We start from the raw sequence: 16,367 nt of genomic DNA, 5'->3' as shown, positions 1-16,367 counted from the left end.
TTTAATGAACTCGATAATAAGTTATCTGGATTATTTATTTTCAATTTATTTAGTTTAGTATAATACTCTGGCGAAAATGTCTACCACGTTCCTAACGTAGTAGAGTTTGAAAACAAATTATTTCTATCCACAAACACTTTAGATACATTGGCTTGACTATTTATTATATTACTATACCCTAAGAAAATATATAAATTCTCCTTGTTGTTTTTCAAAACATTATTGTATTCAGGATTCAACTGATGTTTTTGGTAAGTAAACCAATATAAGTTATTTTTTCCAAAAGAAATTATATAAGATAAAAATAAAAAACATAATATTCCAAAGCTAATACCTTCAGTATTTTTTAAAATTTTGTATCTTTTTCTTTCAAAAAAATCTTCTCCAGATAATATAATGGCTAAAATTGCCACACATATTATCGGTATATAAACACGCTCTACTAACCTTTGTCTTATTACTAATGCAATTAGAGATAATATTGGAGTCAAAATTAATAAATACCCATATCTATTTTTCACTCTAAAAAATATTAAAAATAATATAACAAAATAAATAAACACTTTTATTAACTCACTAGAGAATAATTCCAATGCGGTTTCTCTTATAGAAAAGTTATACTTTTCACTTATAGAGCGCATATTATCTAGATTACTTAGCATATTTTCATTAAAGACATTCTTCTCGGCAAATATCCAACTATTATAAGTATCCAGATCATTTTGAGAAATATTAATCTCTTGAAGTTGTTTTACGTAGTCTTCATAATTTATAGCTGGATAATCTCTTATCTGCGTACTTTTATCATTCCATGATAAATACTCCGAAACTGTCTGGTTAGAAGTAGTAACCATCTTATTCGATAAGAAAATCGCTATTATTATCAACGCTAAGGAAAATACTTTCCTTTTTTCCTTCTTTACAATCGTTTCATAAAGAATTATCGATATCAATAATATTAAAATACTTGTTATTACCTGAATTCTGAGCGAGAATCCAACAAAGATAACAACGTACGACAGTAAAGTATGCTTATTTTTATACAATAAGAGCACGCCTGCCAAAGACAATAAATAAGCCACTACAGAATATGTAAAATACTTTAAAATCAAAATTTCTAATATTAAAATAACTGAAAATAACGCATACTTATTCTTATGTTCTTTCACCAAGTATAAAAAAATAGAAAAACTTAAACTATAAGCTACTATAAGAAAAATAAAATAAATATTTATAGCTGGTATTATACTTTGAATAATCACTAATAAATAACTTAGTACAATACCGATATAAGGAAGTAACATATACTCCCCGTTTAATATAGAATAATTTATTGCCACATCATCTACAGCATGATATAGATAATTGTAATTTATTCTATATAGATATACTATTAAAATCGGTAATATTAACATCAAAATATTATAATATTTTTTCACAATAATCTCCTTATATACCTAAAAAGGAGGGACAAGTGCCACACTCCTTTTTTTATTTTCTCCAAATTCTTTCTGTTTAGGATACGAGATTTTATCTCCATTCCTTCCACATTAAAACAACTAATGTTCTACTTCTTTCTTGGTATTATACGATAACCTATTTAAAATTTCAAGGAAAATAATGCTGTAACAATACTAAATAATTACTACCCTTTTAAAATAGTACTATTGCTACTTTTCTCATGAAGTTTAAACAATAAACTAAGATATAAAAAATATTCATATTGTTTAACGCAGAAACACTTAAAAATCCCCATATTTATATTTTAAAATGAATAAATGATAAGAATATAATATATAATTAACAATATAGAAAATTGATATTATTTCAATCGCCATAACAGTATGTTTGAATAAATATGATGCATATAGTATTATTAAACTTAAAAAAGGTATTATGCTAAAAAACAGCATCTTTCTGTTAACAGCAATACTTATAATAAAAAATACATCTAATAAATAGGAATACCTATCATGCATGTTTGGTAAAAAAAGAACACAAGTATATATTGTCCAAATAGCAATATAACATACTATATCACCTTTAATTTCAATTTTCTTATGAATAGTATAAAACAATCCTAAACTTAAAATAATAAACGCTATTATAATTGCAATTTTTTTGAATAAACTATGTGTTTCTAAAGTTGATGGAGAAATAATTGCCCAAAAACTTGGAAAGTTAGCCCATAAATAACTATATCCTGACTGTTGTATATATATTATAAATATTGAAAAAATACTTCTTCCCATTAGCAAACCAGGTAAACTTAGAAAATACATTGTTGCTATTATTACACTAATCATTTTAATAATACTAAAGTCTTTATTTCTAAAATACTAAAAAGAAAATAAAGGTACAATAAAAATAGTTTGTAATTTAAAAGAAAAAGCCACACCTAATACAATAAACGATTTTATAAACTTCCTTTTCATTAATAAAAGAATACTTATAATTACAAAAGAACTATATATCTAATAATAATTCCCAATATGCTCATTAAAATAACAAAATAATAAGTAATATATTTTTCTATATGATTAATAATACGTTTTTCTATATTAAACATAATTCTCAACTAAAACCTCCTCAATTTATAATAAAATTATACTATACATAAATATACAAAATCAATTATAAGTAAAACTATATGAGATAAAATATTATAGTATTACAATAAATGTAAGATAATATAAAATAACTTCTACTTTCCTTTCTAAATATGTTATAATAGTCAAAGAACTTTCGAAAAGGACGAATTACAATATGAAAAATATTAAAATTAATGCATTAGCTAGTTTAATGGTTAATGTGCTAAATATAGTATTTCCTTTAATAACAAACCCTTATTTAACACGTATTCTAAGCAAATCAAGCTATGGTTATTTCAATACTGCAAATACTTGGGTGAGCTTTGTTATACCTCTGGCCGCATTTGGAATTTATAACTACGGGATACGTTCTATAAGCAAAGTAAAAGATGATAAAAACAGAATAAACTATATTTTTTCAAAATTATTTTATATATCAATACTAACATCTGTAATAACTACTATTTGTTATTTCTTATTTATTAATAGTACAGAGATCGAAAATTTGAAAATACTTTATTATATACTCGGCATTCAAGCTTTCTTCCAATTTTTAAATATAGAATGGATGAACGAGGCTTATGAGAATTATACATTTATTTTATACAAAACACTGTTTATACGAATAGCTATGCTAGTCTCAATCTTCGTTTTTGTAAAAACAGCAGATGATATAATCCCTTACACTATTATTATGAGTGCTACAACTATTCTAAATTATCTTTTAAGTTTTATCTGGATAAAACGTGAAGTAAGATTCGTAAAAGTACCTTTAAGTGATTTACTTGCATCTTTTAAAGGATTAACTACTATGCTCCTTTTAGCAAACGCAAATATGCTATACACTTTGCTCGACAGAATGTATATTACTAAAGGCCAGGATGAGAATTTTATATCATATTATACTATTGCTTCTAGTATCGTTATGCTAATAGCAAATGTACTCGGGGGGGCACTTAATGTTAGTCTCCCTCGTCTTGGGTATTATTTAGGGAAAAAAGACTATAAGGCATACGAAAGTCTAGTTAACCAAGGTAGCGCACTGTTTTATTTTCTAATTATTCCTACTAGTATAGGGATTTCTATTTTAGGAACTTATGCTACTGTCATCTATTCTTCAGAGAAGTATTTAGAAGCTGGAATCGTTACTAGTGTTTTTGCCGTAAGAACTATAATTTGGGCTGTCGAGCTAATTTTAGGAAAACAGATTATTTTTATCAATAATTACGAAAACAGATTAACCTCCTATTACTTTATAGGAGGCGGAATTAATATACTATTAAACTCGCTACTTTTCTTTAATCATTTATATAGACCTGAATACTATATAGCTACGACTATGCTTGCTGAACTTTTTGTTGTGATATTAGAAATCTTATTTATTGTTAAGCATAAACTTATAAGTTTAAAAACTTTATTTAACACTGTTTTTAAATATACTGCAATTTCTCTAGGATTTATTCCTATATATTTTATTTGCAAAACAATATTTAATATAAATTCTTATGCGATTACCTTTAATATGTTGTTAATGATCATTTGTGTAGTTGTAATTTCTGGTATTTACTACTTAATAGCATTATATATATCAAAAGATAAAACACTTAACTATGTTATAAGTATAGCTAAAAATAAAATACAACGTTAAAAGGAGTTTATATGAAATTTACTAAACGCTGTATATATTTTTTATCACTACTTTTTCTTTTGTTAATTTTTTCTAAACAAATCTATGCAAAAGATAGAGTGCACATAATAACTGTTTCTTCTTGGTCAGACGCTATAATTTTAGAAAGCGATGACCATTTTGCAATGATTGATACCGGAGAAGATTACAGTTATCCTGATGGAAACAATCCTAAATATCCCGTCCGCGAAGGAATAACCAAAGATCCTAATCTAATAACAGAAGACAGATTGTTTGCACATATAAAGGAGTTAGGAATTAAAAAACTTGACTTTATTCTTCTTACTCATGTGCATTCTGATCACACTGGGGCTGCTGCCGATATTTTAAAATCGATTCCTACGGACAAAATTTATTTAAAAAAATATAGTGATGAAAGAATTTCAGATAAAGAGAGACTATGGGATAACTTATATTCTTACGATAAAGTACTTAATGCTGCAAAAGAAACTAATGTAGACATTATTCAGGATATAAAAGATTCAGATTCTCATATAAAACTAGGAAATATTTCTATTAATTTATTAAATTATAAAAATGAATATGATAGTGACGGAAACTTAAAAAAAGTATATGATGATAATTTGAATTCTATTCTATCAGTTTTAAATATAAATAATGTTAAAGTGTTTTTAGGTGGAGATTTAGAAAACACAGACTTAAAATTAGAGGATTACTACGCCCCATTAATAGGACAAGTTGATGTCATGAAATTTAATCATCATGTCGAAACAACAAAATCTAATGCAACAAATTTTATAGACACTCTAAGACCAAAATATATTATCAAAACCGGAATACGTCCAGTCGAAGAAAATTATAAAAAATATCTTGATAACAAAAATATCAAAATTATTAATGCTGGTCGTAGTGATATTAAAGCCGTTGTTCTTGATTTTGAAAATAACTCTATTAACGATGTATCTACACAATACACTCACTACGGCTTTTATAACGAGAATAATACTCTAAAATTTAAAAATTGGAATAACAACTATCCAGAAAAGGGATGGCTTCAAGAAAATGATAATTGGTACTATATAAAAGGCAACGGAATAGTTACAGTAGGATGGGAGTCTATAGACGGAAAATATTTTTATTTTAATGAAAACGGAACCTTACATAATGGAATTTTAGAGGATAACGGTAATACATATTATATTGATAAAAACACAGGTGTGTTATCAGATAGTTGGAAAAAAATTGATTCTTCTCTAAAATACTTCAAAAAAAATGGGATAATGCCAAAAATGAATGGGAAAACTTTTATCATTTTGAAAAAGATGGTAACCTTAGTAAAAATCGATGGGTGGGCTTTATTCACACAAATAACGAGGGAAAAATTAGTTTCTCTGATTACAGAAATTACCCACTTATTATATTAATTTTAATTCTTGTTGGATACATTTTTTATTTAGTAACAATTAAAAAGAAAACATCGTGATTTTAATGGGTCTACAAAATATAAGACTGATGAAGAGGAATAAGAGTTTTGAACTTATATTCCTCTTTTTTTTAAAAAAGAGGAGAAAAAGAGAAATTTTATTATATAGATTTAATACATAGTATTTATTTTAAATAATAATAAGCAGACAGTCAATAAAGTAATACAAACTTAGAATAATTTCGTGTACCTAATTAAGCAATATTAATACTGTAATCTATTACATCTTTATTGATTCTATCAGTATTAGAGTAGCCTAAGTTAAATATTATTAATACTCTAGCTTTTAAACTGAAGAAGTTTCTATATCCATAGCTAGTGCGTTTAATATTTTTCACCTTATTAATAATTCCCTCTATTGGACCGTTAGATAAATTATATCTTAAAGCATTTTCTATATACTTTTTGTTTTTAATAAAAGTTTTAAAAGTAGCTGAAAATTCCTCAGCGATAGTAGTTTTACTTAAATTAATAACATCAAAAAATCCTGTAAAGTCATGAGTATCATATGCATCTAAAAGCATTTGTACAGTATAGTATGCTTCTTTTAACTCATTATCTTGTTTAATAAGGTGTTCTACTATTTTTCTACTTGTAATCCATTGTTTAAAATGATATTTTCTTCCATAATCATCACTAGGCACATCATCTTCTCTTTTCAATAATAACTTCCAATATCTTTTAAATTGCTTATATATTCTATCGTTATCATTATCTTTAAATCTTCTCATAACACGTGTTCTTAAGTTATTTAAAGTGTTATTAAAAGCTTGAATAATATGGAACCTATCAATAATTACAGATGCATTAGGGAACAATACTTTTACCATAGCCATATATCCGGCGTTCATATCCATACAGACCATTTTTACATTTAATCTATCTTTAAATGTATATCTCTTTTTAAAATGATCTATTATAGTTGACTTTCTGTTGTTTGTAAGAATATCTATAACCTTATGGTTTAAAGCATCGCAATATATAAAGCTGAGGTGTCCTTCTACATCTTTAGTCGCTCTAAATTCATCGAAACAAAGATATTCCGGTAATCTGGTAGATGGTCTTTTAGATAAAGAGTTACATAGTTCTTTTTGGATATTATATACCGTTGTATCACTAATTTTACATTCTCTAGCTATTGATTTACGTGATGATTCCAGTGTTAATCTAGATATAACTTCTCGTTTTAATTCAAGGGAGATAGTACATTTTCCTTCGGTAACGGTTGTTTTAGCTGTTGTGTATTTATTGCAGTTTTTACAGTAGTATCGTTGTTTGGTTAAGTGTAGATAGGTAGCTTTTCCTCGGCATTTTTGAAGTTTTATACGTGAGAGTTTACTACCATTTTTTAAAACTTTTGCACAACCTTTTACTCCGCAGTTATTACATTTAGGTTGAGGATATTCTACCTTTGCGTGAACTATTTTGAATAGTATCTTAGGAAGTAGTTGTGTTGATTGTTTCGTACATTTTACATCTTCTACTCCTGTAATTTTTATATTATTATCATTAACCCCTAGTAATATTTTTAAATCTGTATTATAATTATTCATGACGTAAGTATCCTTTCTTTAGTTTTAGACGATTAAATTATAACGGATATTTACGTTTTTTTCTATATTTTTTTGTGAATTTGTCATAAAAAAATCGGACTTGATTTTTTCATCAGTCCGTTTTTTTGTTGAGCCATTTTAATAACCACGATGTTTTTTTCTTATAAAACAAATTTTCTAATTTGTTTTATAGGAAAACTAAATGCATTTAAAGACAATAATAAACTAATTATGATAGCTAATAGTAAAAATGCAAACTTCCCTTGTATTCCATAGAAAAACAAGTTCAAAACTCTAAACAATTTATTTAAAATATAATATACATTCATATGCCAAAAATAAACATTTATTGAGTTTCTCCCCATATCACTGATAATTGGAATTTTATTATTAGGTATTACCATTACAATCGCAGCTCCTACAATAAAAGACACTACATAACATCCTAATCTAATAATAGGAGCAATACTCATAATTTTTGGAAAATATGAATTTCTTCCTGTAAATAGATATCTCAATCCATAGAATGTATCAACTTTAAAAAAGCATATACCTAACCATACAGCTAAAATAATTATCCCCAAAATTATATACTGATTATTGTTTTTCCTAAACTCTACTATATCAAATTTTTTTAGAAGTACACCAATCAAATAAAAAGGAAAGAATACTATTATTCTTGACAAATATAAAAAATCACCTATAGATTGATCATATCCAACAAATAATGCTAAAAGAATAGAAAACACAAATATAAATTTAATATTTTGATTTTCTAATACTTTCGTTGTTATTAGATATACCGCTATCGCAAACATAAACCATGAGATACCTCCATCCCATAAAAGATTAAATTCTACATTTATAGTACCTAAAAACCTTTCTATAATAGCTGAACATATCTTATATGCAAAACCAATACTTATAAAAAATATAGCTTTTCCTGTGATATTTTTATTCTTATAAAAATATCCTGATATAAATATAAATAATGGAATATGAAATGAATAAATAAACAAAAATATACTATCATAAATTCGAGATACATCAGTAAACTGATCTGCAAAATGTCCAATTATCACACATGTGACAAGTTATCCCACAAAGCTACTCTTTGCTTCATAAATCTATCTCCCAATAATTTACTTTCTATTTTTTAATACAACTGACGCATTATTTGCATCAATTTTTTTATAAATTGGGTTTCCTTTCCAATTATAATTTGTATTAGGAATTTCAAAATCTTTCCCATATAAAGCTGAAAGATATTCTTTCGCATTATCTGGAACTTTTATATCTATCCCTTTAAAATCAACTTTTTTTAACTCTGAAAAAGGTAGACTGTAGTCATAAACTTCTAGACGAGTCGGTTTACCTAAGGAATTTTTCATATAAAAGATAGTTTTTGAATTTAAGCTGTTTCCTTGCCGTTCATAAACTATAAAATCAACATTTAACCCTTTATAATCGTATGATAATTCTACTAATTTTTCATCATAGTAAAATTCTTTAGTTTTTGCAAGCCCTTTTTGAAGTAATGTTTTTTCTATTTTATAAAATTCTTCTAAGTTTGGTATTAAAATACCAAAATCCATATCTAAATCATGGCTTATAAAATCATTTTCTCTATAATACCCTAACAATGTCCCAAAATCTAACCATAATGAATAATCTTTTAATTTAGAAGAATAAACTACGTCCAAAATCTCTACGAAATTATCACTTAATAACTCACTTCTTTTGGTATCTAATTCTATATTTGCTTTTTTATTCAAAGATTTTATAATAGGAAAATTTTTAACTATGTCTTTTTTATCACCTAAAAAACTAGCCAAACTTCTTTTTAACCACTGTAACACTAGATATTCCCACCTTTTTTATATGCTTTAAAATTATCATGTTTTATTCTATCTTCTTCCTTAGGAATTTCCATATAGTTTTTTCCATATATAGTGCTAAGTATATGATTATACTCTTTCGAAATATAATATTCTCTATCCTCAAACTTGACTTTTATCGTATTATCTAATGCATTTTTTCTAATTTTAGTATTTTTTGATTTTTTTTCCATAAGATAATCTATATACTCTTCATTACTACCAGTAGAAGCTAAGTTATTCATTTTTTCATTCCATTTTCTTACAGAAAATATTCTAAATCCTAAAACTAACAAATAACGAAATATATTTTTTAAACCATTTTTTTTATTAGTCACGCCATACATTGTATAAACTGATAACTGTCTATATATATCTAATTTCGTCATCTCTTTGTTTACATCATTATATGCATCAAAAGGAAAAATGTCCACACAAATCCCTAATTTTAAATCATTATTTATATAATTGTTTTCATAGTATGTTGTTTTATCATATACTCTATAAAATGGATATGGATATTTTTTGTTGTTTTTATATGAGACTACTCCATATTGGGTATTCTCATCTTTTACTATAGCTTCATATAATCTATCATATTCTTTTCTTGTTAAAGATATATCTATATCATCATCCCAAGGAATAAATCCTTTATGTCTTACAGCACCTAGTAAAGTTCCATAAGCTAAAGTATATTTAATTTCTTCTTTTTTACAAATATTGTGAATATAGTCCATCACTCCTAATTCTACTTCTTTTAACTGAGTTTCATTTAATTCTACATACTCTTCTTTGTCTACCAAAATAATATTAAAATAATAACCTACCGCTAAGAATAATATTATTCCTAAAAGAGAAATTCCATAAAATGTAGAACTCAAAAACAAGTTAGAAACTAATATTACTATGGCTGTCAATAAGACTTGCTGTAAGGGCTTATTCTCTATACCATTCCCTTTTTTTTCTATAGTATTTTTTAACATACTTCTCAAAAATGAAACAAAAAATACAGCTATTGATAAAAATCCTAAGAGACCATTATAAAATAATATCTCTAAATATCCATTATGAGTTAAATAATGTTCTCTTACTATATAAGCATCTTTATCTTGTTTTTTTGCTACTTCATACCAATTTCCTGAAGAATACCCTAATAATGGTTTTTTGGGTACAAACTGTAAAGTTGACTTCCAGATTGCAAATCTATTGTTAGAAATATTTTCTTCACTAGTATCCGTTCGTTCTAGTGTTAAATCTTTTTTATCTTTTTCTTCTGTCTGCTTAAATTCATTGCTGTAATGTTTTAGATACTGATCACTAGAAAAATTAATAGCCTTATAGCTAAAAAGTACCACAACTATCGCTAAGAATATTTTTAATACACCTTTATAATATTTTCTATCAAAAAATTTAATAATTGAATATACAACTGTCACTATCATTAAACTCAATAGTGTTGTTCTTGCCCCTGAAAGAACTACATATGTAAAATTGAAGAAGATAGTTACTAGTATAATTATCTTATAATTTTTAGTCACTTTTAACAAGATACTTCCTAAGTATATAATTACTATTAACGAAACTATAGACAAGTAATTAGGACTTGCTAGGATACCAAATAACCTTGATTCCATAAAACCTTGTCTTATTAGCAAGCCTTTGTAGTCATGAACCCTGTAGCCTTTTATCATCAAAAATTGAACTAGTGATATAACTACACCTACAGTATTTATAAATGAAATTATAATAAAGAATACATTATATAATTTTATACTGTTTTCTCTAGAAATAACTTTAAATATAGGATATATTGCGAAAAAGTATATATAAAAAACTACCATGTTTTTCACATTAGCTACATACCCTTCTCTTATTACAAATAAACAAGTTACTATATTCAAAATAAAAAATAGTATTAAATATTCTATATTTTTCACATTAAAAAATATTTTTTTTGTACATAAATTAAATGTCGCTATTAGTACTCCTAACAAAGTCATAGAGGCTGTAATTATTTTATTTGCTGAAATAAATTGCAGTGGTACAATCAAACCACACATACAATACACAGAAATTGTTACTATAAACAAAAGATTTATTTTGAAGTAATTTTTATCTATTAGTTTTATCATGATTATCTCCTAATTTGTTTTTCTTTTAAGTATTTTTTTATACAAATTCTTATGAATTAGTAAGAAAACAAAACCTATTTTTCTTCCCCTAGTAAACAATTTATCCTCTAATATATTTTTTCTATTTGTTTTTAAATAATTTATTAATTTATTTTCTAATTCTTTATCTGTATAATCTTTATCTACTAATAATCTATCTAGAACATAAAAATACGCCCAATTCAGCCTAGTTATAGCTACATTTAACAAATTCGGATAGTTATTTTTAATAATATCGTAATTTTGCTCATATGCTTCTATTACATTTAAAAATTTTGGAGAAAATTTTTGTGTAGTAATGCTATTTCCTCTGTGAATATAGTAGTATTTTTTTTCATTTGTTGCTGCTATTATGTTGCACTTATCTAGAAGTTTCACCATTATAAACGCGTCTTCTGCTATTTTTCCAATTTCAAATTTTAAATCTTCAAATAAGATCTTTTTATATAATTTATTAACAGCCGTAACTGAAAGAATTTTTGCTTCCATTACCATTTTTATAGCTTCCTCTTTAGTTAATTTCCACTGCTGTATTTTTGTAACTTGATTTTCTACAACACCGCTAAACACATCATAATGTCCGCACATAGAGATATCCGCTTCTTCTTTTTTCAGGTTATTTAGCAAGAGTTCATACATATCTTTATCAATATAATCGTCGCTATCTATGAACCCTATTAAATCCGAAGTAGCTTCTTCTATTCCACGATTTCGCGCAGAGGAAAGTCCACCATTTTCCTTGTGAATTACCCTAATTCTGTCATCTTTTTGAACTAGTTCGTCACAAAGCTTTCCACTATTATCAGTGGAACCATCATCTACTAAAATAATTTCAAGATTTTTATATGTTTGATTAATAATAGAATCAACGCAACGTTCTAAATATTGCTCTACATTGTACACTGGAACAATGACACTAATCTTATCTCCCATATTCTCCTCCGTATTCTAAGTAACTTTTCTCCATATCCGTTACAAGAGCATCATGATGAGGGACTTGTTTTTCTTTCGGCGGTGGAGTCATATAATCACCGAAGGCTGTTTTTAAATATACATCATAACCTTTAGGAATCGGCATTTTTGTCTGTTCGAACGGCATAAATATACTTTCGTCAAAAGCATCCAACGGATATTTTTTTTTCATATATCCCGGTCCTGAACAAAGTTCTGTTATACCATCGCTTTCTGCTCTAGTGTATTTCGTCATCTCATGTTCCGCTTTTTTCCAAATTTTATAACGTAAAGTTTTCGGAGTAATACCTAATAAAACTGTACTTCCTATTTGCATTAATTTCCCATGATTTGTTGGAATAGTTTGAGCACAAAACAGCGAGTATATTAACGCCCAACGCACTTGTTTTTTTCTACTTGTGCTATCTTTAGGATAGTAATCAAGCGGCAGCACATCTAACGCTAAACCGTGCGGCATATTTAAATCCTGTTGGTAAGGTTTAATACATGTAGTTTGAGTATCACGAATAGTAATAAATAAATTCCTATCAACAAAATCTCTATTACTTTTTGACAAAAAATATCTTTTATCAGCATACTTCTGCCACAACACCTGTAATTTTTCGTAATCTTCACGAGGCATAAAAAAATCTAAATCATCATCCCACGGAATAAACCCTTTATGCCTTAAAGTACCAATCGCACCACCGCCACACAAGTAACATAGTAAGCCATGTTCATTACAAAATTCTACAAAATACTCAGCCATTTCTAAACTTCTATTTTGAATTTCCTGTAAATTACTCACCCACAACCTCCGTTACAATTCGTTTAAATTTATCTATTATTACATCAATATCACTGTCACTTAAGCATGTATGAAGTGGCAAAGTAATCTCGTTTTCGTAATAAGCATACGCATTTGGATAATTTTTTATATCAAAACCGAGGTTATGATACGCTGTTAATAATGGTAAAGGCTTATAATGAACATTACAGCTAACGCCAATCTCTGCCATTTTTTCTATAATTTTACCTCGTTGTTCAAACGTTGCACCTTTTATATGAGTAATGTAAAGATGCCTACATGATTCAAAATTCTCCGTTTTATGCACTAACGGTACTATGCGTGTACCTCTAAAAGCTGTATCATATTTTTCAACTATTTCTTTTCTTCGCTTCAACAGATCCGGATAGCGTTTTAGCTGTACAAGGCCTATTGATGCCGCCAAATCAGTTAAATTACATTTATAACCAGGTAATATAATATCATACTCCCAAGACCCTGCTTTCATTTTAGACAAAGCATCTTTTGTTTGACCGTGCAATGATAAAATTTGAAACTCTTTATATAACTCATCATTATCAAATACCGGATTATTTCTCCACGTAACACTACCACCTTCCGCTGTAGTAAAGTTTTTTACCGCATGAAACGAGAATGTGCTAAAATCGGCAACACTACCAATTTTTTGCCCCTTGTACACACTTCCTAACGCATGTGCCGCATCAGCAACAACAGCCACTCGCCCTAGCTTTTCTTGATATTTTCCATTCGGTTTAAACAAATCTTTTTTACTATCTACAATGCTGAATATACGTTCATAATTGCAAGGTATTCCGGCTAAATCCACCGGAATAATGGCTTTTGTTTTAGATGTAATGGCTTTCTCCAATTTATCATAATCCATCTCATGACCATTTTTTTGAATATCAACAATAACAGCTTTCGCGCCAACATGATAAATAACACTACATGATGCAGTATAAGTCATTGCCGGAACAATTACCTCGTCCCCTTTACCGATACCTAACACACGCAATGCCAATTCAAGAGCAGCCGTTGCAGAATTAAAACAAACCGTTTTCGGTGTATCGGTAAATTCTGACAATCTACGCTCCAATTCTTTTGTTTTCGGTCCTGTTGTAATCCAACCTGACTTTAAAGTGTCAATTACTTCGTTAATTTCTTCTTCGCTAATATCCGGCGGAGAAAATGGAATATTGTATCGTTTCATTATTGTTCTCCTTAGTTACATAGTAAGTATCACTAATACCATTATTACTTTTATTACTGTAATTATTTTCTTAAAATACTCTTCTAATTTCTACTCATTGTCCGTTTTAATAATACAAAATATACTGCTTAAAACCGCTTTAATCAAATATTGTATTACTATTTTAAACCAGCAGAACGCTTTTTTTAATTACTGTAATTCTACATTTTTATACTCTTGATTATATCAAATTACAACATAATAATCAATTATAGGTTTTATATGAAAATCAAAGTATATATTATTTTACAAACATTGCTATTAGGCTCGTTTCTATCCTTTGTGGTTGATTTCTTAAGGTTACCACTACTATAGAATTAGCAACAAATAATATTTTGTATATAAATATATAATTTTACCTACATAACAAAAATAAGCTCCATATCACTCAATAGATACAGAACTATTTCTATTCACATTTTGCATTTTCTTAACTGTTATTAGTAGTTATCTTAATACTACAACCACAGTTTTTATCATAATTTTAATATCATTTAAAATACTGAATTCTTTAATATATTGTAGATTATATTTCATTTTCTCCGGTAATACTTTTTCCATATAGATATCATCAATGGATAAATCACTATCCTTATATCGTGCAATCACATCATCTTCATCTTTATATTCAATACTGGCAGGGGAAGTAATACCCGCCGGAAGCAAAAGTGTTGCATTCATCTCATCGGTATATTTATCAACATATTTCGCAACCTCCGGTCGGACACCTACAAAACTCATATCACCTATAAGAACGTTAATAAGCTGTGGCAATTCATCAAGTCGCAACTTACGTAGTTTTCTGCCCGCTCTACTAATACGTGGATCATCTTGAAGGGTAACGGCTGAACCGATTTTGTCGGCATCTTGCACCATCGTTCTAAATTTGAAAATTTTAAACGGTCGACCGTAAATCGTAATTCGTTCCTGTCTATAAAAAATAGGTCCCTTACTATCTACTTTTATCCATAATGCTAAAAATAATATTACCGGTGACAGTATTATTAACAAAAATAATGCCAACAACTTGTCAAAAAACAACTTCAAATACAACGACATTTTGCGTTGTTCTATTATTTTTTTATATCTATCTACTATTTCAGTTTCAAATCGTTTATCAATACTACTCATTTCGCACCTTACTACAAAATTATTTCTATTTATTATACCATAAATATTCTATCATGTGTTATGAAAATGTTAAGATCATGTACTATACGGTTAAAAATAAGCAAATACAAAACTGATAAGATATGGTAAAAATATAACGTTTTATGTTATAATGGTATTAATTAAGTAAAAAATGAGAATATTTAAGGAGAATATATATGATATATGCTGGAATATTAGCAGGCGGGACAGGAACTCGCATGGGCATAAGTAATATGCCTAAACAATTTCTTGATTTAGGGAATAAACCTATTATTATTCATACGATAGAAAAATTCGTTCTTGAACCTGAAATTGAACGAATTGTTGTTGGGGTACATGAGGACTGGGTTAGTCATGCAGAGGATTTGATTGATAAATATTTACCTACATTCCGTGGAAAAATAATTATTACCGCAGGAGGTAGTGATAGAAATACAACAATAAAAAAAATAATTGAATCTATTAACGATTATAAAAAGTTAGAAGATGATGATATTGTCATAACGCACGATTCTGTACGCCCGTTTATTACATTACGTGTTATAAGAGATAATATCCGACTGGCAAAAGAAAACGAAGCGGTAGATACGGTTGTGGAAGCGGTGGATACGATTGTAGAAAGTACAAACGGGAATTATATTACAACTATTCCCAATAGAGCACATTATTATCAAGGGCAAACTCCTCAAAGTTTTCGTTGTAAAGATTTTCTATCATTATATGATTCGTTGAGTGCGGAAGAAAAATCAGTGCTTACAGATGCTTGTAAAATTTTTGTTATCAAAGGGAAAAAAGTTGCTTTAGCTAAAGGAGAATATTCGAATATTAAAATAACAACGGTAACGGATTTGAAAATAGCTAAAGGGATGTTAGAGGACGAGTAA

At 27.6% G+C, this 16,367-nt stretch carries 13 protein-coding genes; 3 read left to right on the top strand and 10 right to left on the bottom strand.

The window, feature by feature from the left end; genetic code table 11:
• Positions 1-80 precede the first annotated feature (80 nt).
• Both AXE85_RS01150 and AXE85_RS08810 read right to left on the bottom strand, forming a co-directional pair.
• The gene (locus AXE85_RS01150) at positions 81-1,439 is read right to left on the bottom strand and encodes a hypothetical protein (protein WP_062172221.1); all 1,359 of its coding nucleotides are present in this window, start codon (positions 1,437-1,439) and stop codon (positions 81-83) included.
• 1,016 nt (positions 1,440-2,455) lie between these two features.
• The gene (locus AXE85_RS08810) at positions 2,456-2,578 is read right to left on the bottom strand and encodes a hypothetical protein (RefSeq protein WP_256386960.1); all 123 of its coding nucleotides are present in this window, start codon (positions 2,576-2,578) and stop codon (positions 2,456-2,458) included.
• 188 nt (positions 2,579-2,766) lie between these two features.
• On the opposite strand from AXE85_RS08810, the gene AXE85_RS01140 reads away from it, so the two are divergent.
• Together AXE85_RS01140 and AXE85_RS01135 are read left to right on the top strand one after the other, a co-directional pair.
• On the top strand, positions 2,767-4,239 hold the full coding sequence (locus AXE85_RS01140) for an oligosaccharide flippase family protein (protein WP_062172217.1): 1,473 nt from the start codon (positions 2,767-2,769) through the stop codon (positions 4,237-4,239).
• Positions 4,240-4,250: 11 nt separating this feature from the next.
• Positions 4,251-5,663 carry a ComEC/Rec2 family competence protein gene (locus AXE85_RS01135; protein ID WP_231723789.1) on the top strand — a complete coding sequence of 471 codons (1,413 nt, stop codon included), beginning with the start codon at positions 4,251-4,253 and terminating at the stop codon, positions 5,661-5,663.
• A gap of 253 nt (positions 5,664-5,916) precedes the next feature.
• Here the strand turns inward: AXE85_RS01135 and AXE85_RS01130 are convergent, their stop codons facing one another.
• The 8 genes from AXE85_RS01130 to AXE85_RS01095 form a co-directional block, all read right to left on the bottom strand.
• Positions 5,917-7,275, bottom strand: a complete 1,359-nt coding sequence (locus AXE85_RS01130) for an ISL3 family transposase (protein WP_062172215.1) — start codon at positions 7,273-7,275, stop codon at positions 5,917-5,919.
• Between the two features lie 161 nt (positions 7,276-7,436).
• Positions 7,437-8,357, bottom strand: coding sequence for an acyltransferase family protein (locus AXE85_RS01125; RefSeq protein WP_231723788.1), 921 nt, complete (start codon positions 8,355-8,357; stop codon positions 7,437-7,439).
• Positions 8,358-8,417: 60 nt separating this feature from the next.
• Positions 8,418-9,134: a LicD family protein gene (locus AXE85_RS01120; RefSeq protein ID WP_062172213.1), complete on the bottom strand. Its 717-nt coding sequence runs from the start codon at positions 9,132-9,134 to the stop codon at positions 8,418-8,420.
• Positions 9,134-11,284 (bottom strand): LicD family protein, encoded by a 2,151-nt coding sequence (locus AXE85_RS01115; RefSeq protein WP_062172211.1) that lies wholly within the window; start codon positions 11,282-11,284, stop codon positions 9,134-9,136. Before AXE85_RS01115 ends, AXE85_RS01120 begins: the two co-directional genes overlap by 1 nt.
• Positions 11,285-11,293: 9 nt before the next feature.
• Positions 11,294-12,256 (bottom strand): glycosyltransferase family 2 protein, encoded by a 963-nt coding sequence (locus tag AXE85_RS01110; RefSeq protein WP_062172208.1) that lies wholly within the window; start codon positions 12,254-12,256, stop codon positions 11,294-11,296.
• Positions 12,246-13,082, bottom strand: coding sequence for a LicD family protein (locus AXE85_RS01105; RefSeq protein ID WP_062172207.1), 837 nt, complete (start codon positions 13,080-13,082; stop codon positions 12,246-12,248). The genes AXE85_RS01110 and AXE85_RS01105 overlap by 11 nt, the downstream gene beginning before the upstream one ends.
• Complete coding sequence (locus tag AXE85_RS01100; protein WP_062172205.1) at positions 13,075-14,292, bottom strand: DegT/DnrJ/EryC1/StrS family aminotransferase; 1,218 nt, start codon at positions 14,290-14,292, stop codon at positions 13,075-13,077. The genes AXE85_RS01105 and AXE85_RS01100 overlap by 8 nt, the downstream gene beginning before the upstream one ends.
• 486 nt (positions 14,293-14,778) lie before the next feature.
• A complete protein-coding gene (locus AXE85_RS01095; protein WP_062172203.1) occupies positions 14,779-15,462 on the bottom strand; it encodes a sugar transferase in 684 nt (227 codons plus the stop codon).
• A 197-nt stretch (positions 15,463-15,659) separates the two neighbouring features.
• On the opposite strand from AXE85_RS01095, the gene AXE85_RS01090 reads away from it, so the two are divergent.
• The gene (locus AXE85_RS01090) at positions 15,660-16,367 is read left to right on the top strand and encodes an IspD/TarI family cytidylyltransferase (RefSeq protein ID WP_062172201.1); all 708 of its coding nucleotides are present in this window, start codon (positions 15,660-15,662) and stop codon (positions 16,365-16,367) included.

The sequence above is a fragment of the Gemella sp. oral taxon 928 genome, assembly GCF_001553915.1.
GTDB classification, from domain to species: Bacteria; Bacillota; Bacilli; order Staphylococcales; family Gemellaceae; genus Gemella; species Gemella massiliensis.
This window is presented reverse-complemented; position numbering and strand designations above follow the sequence as displayed.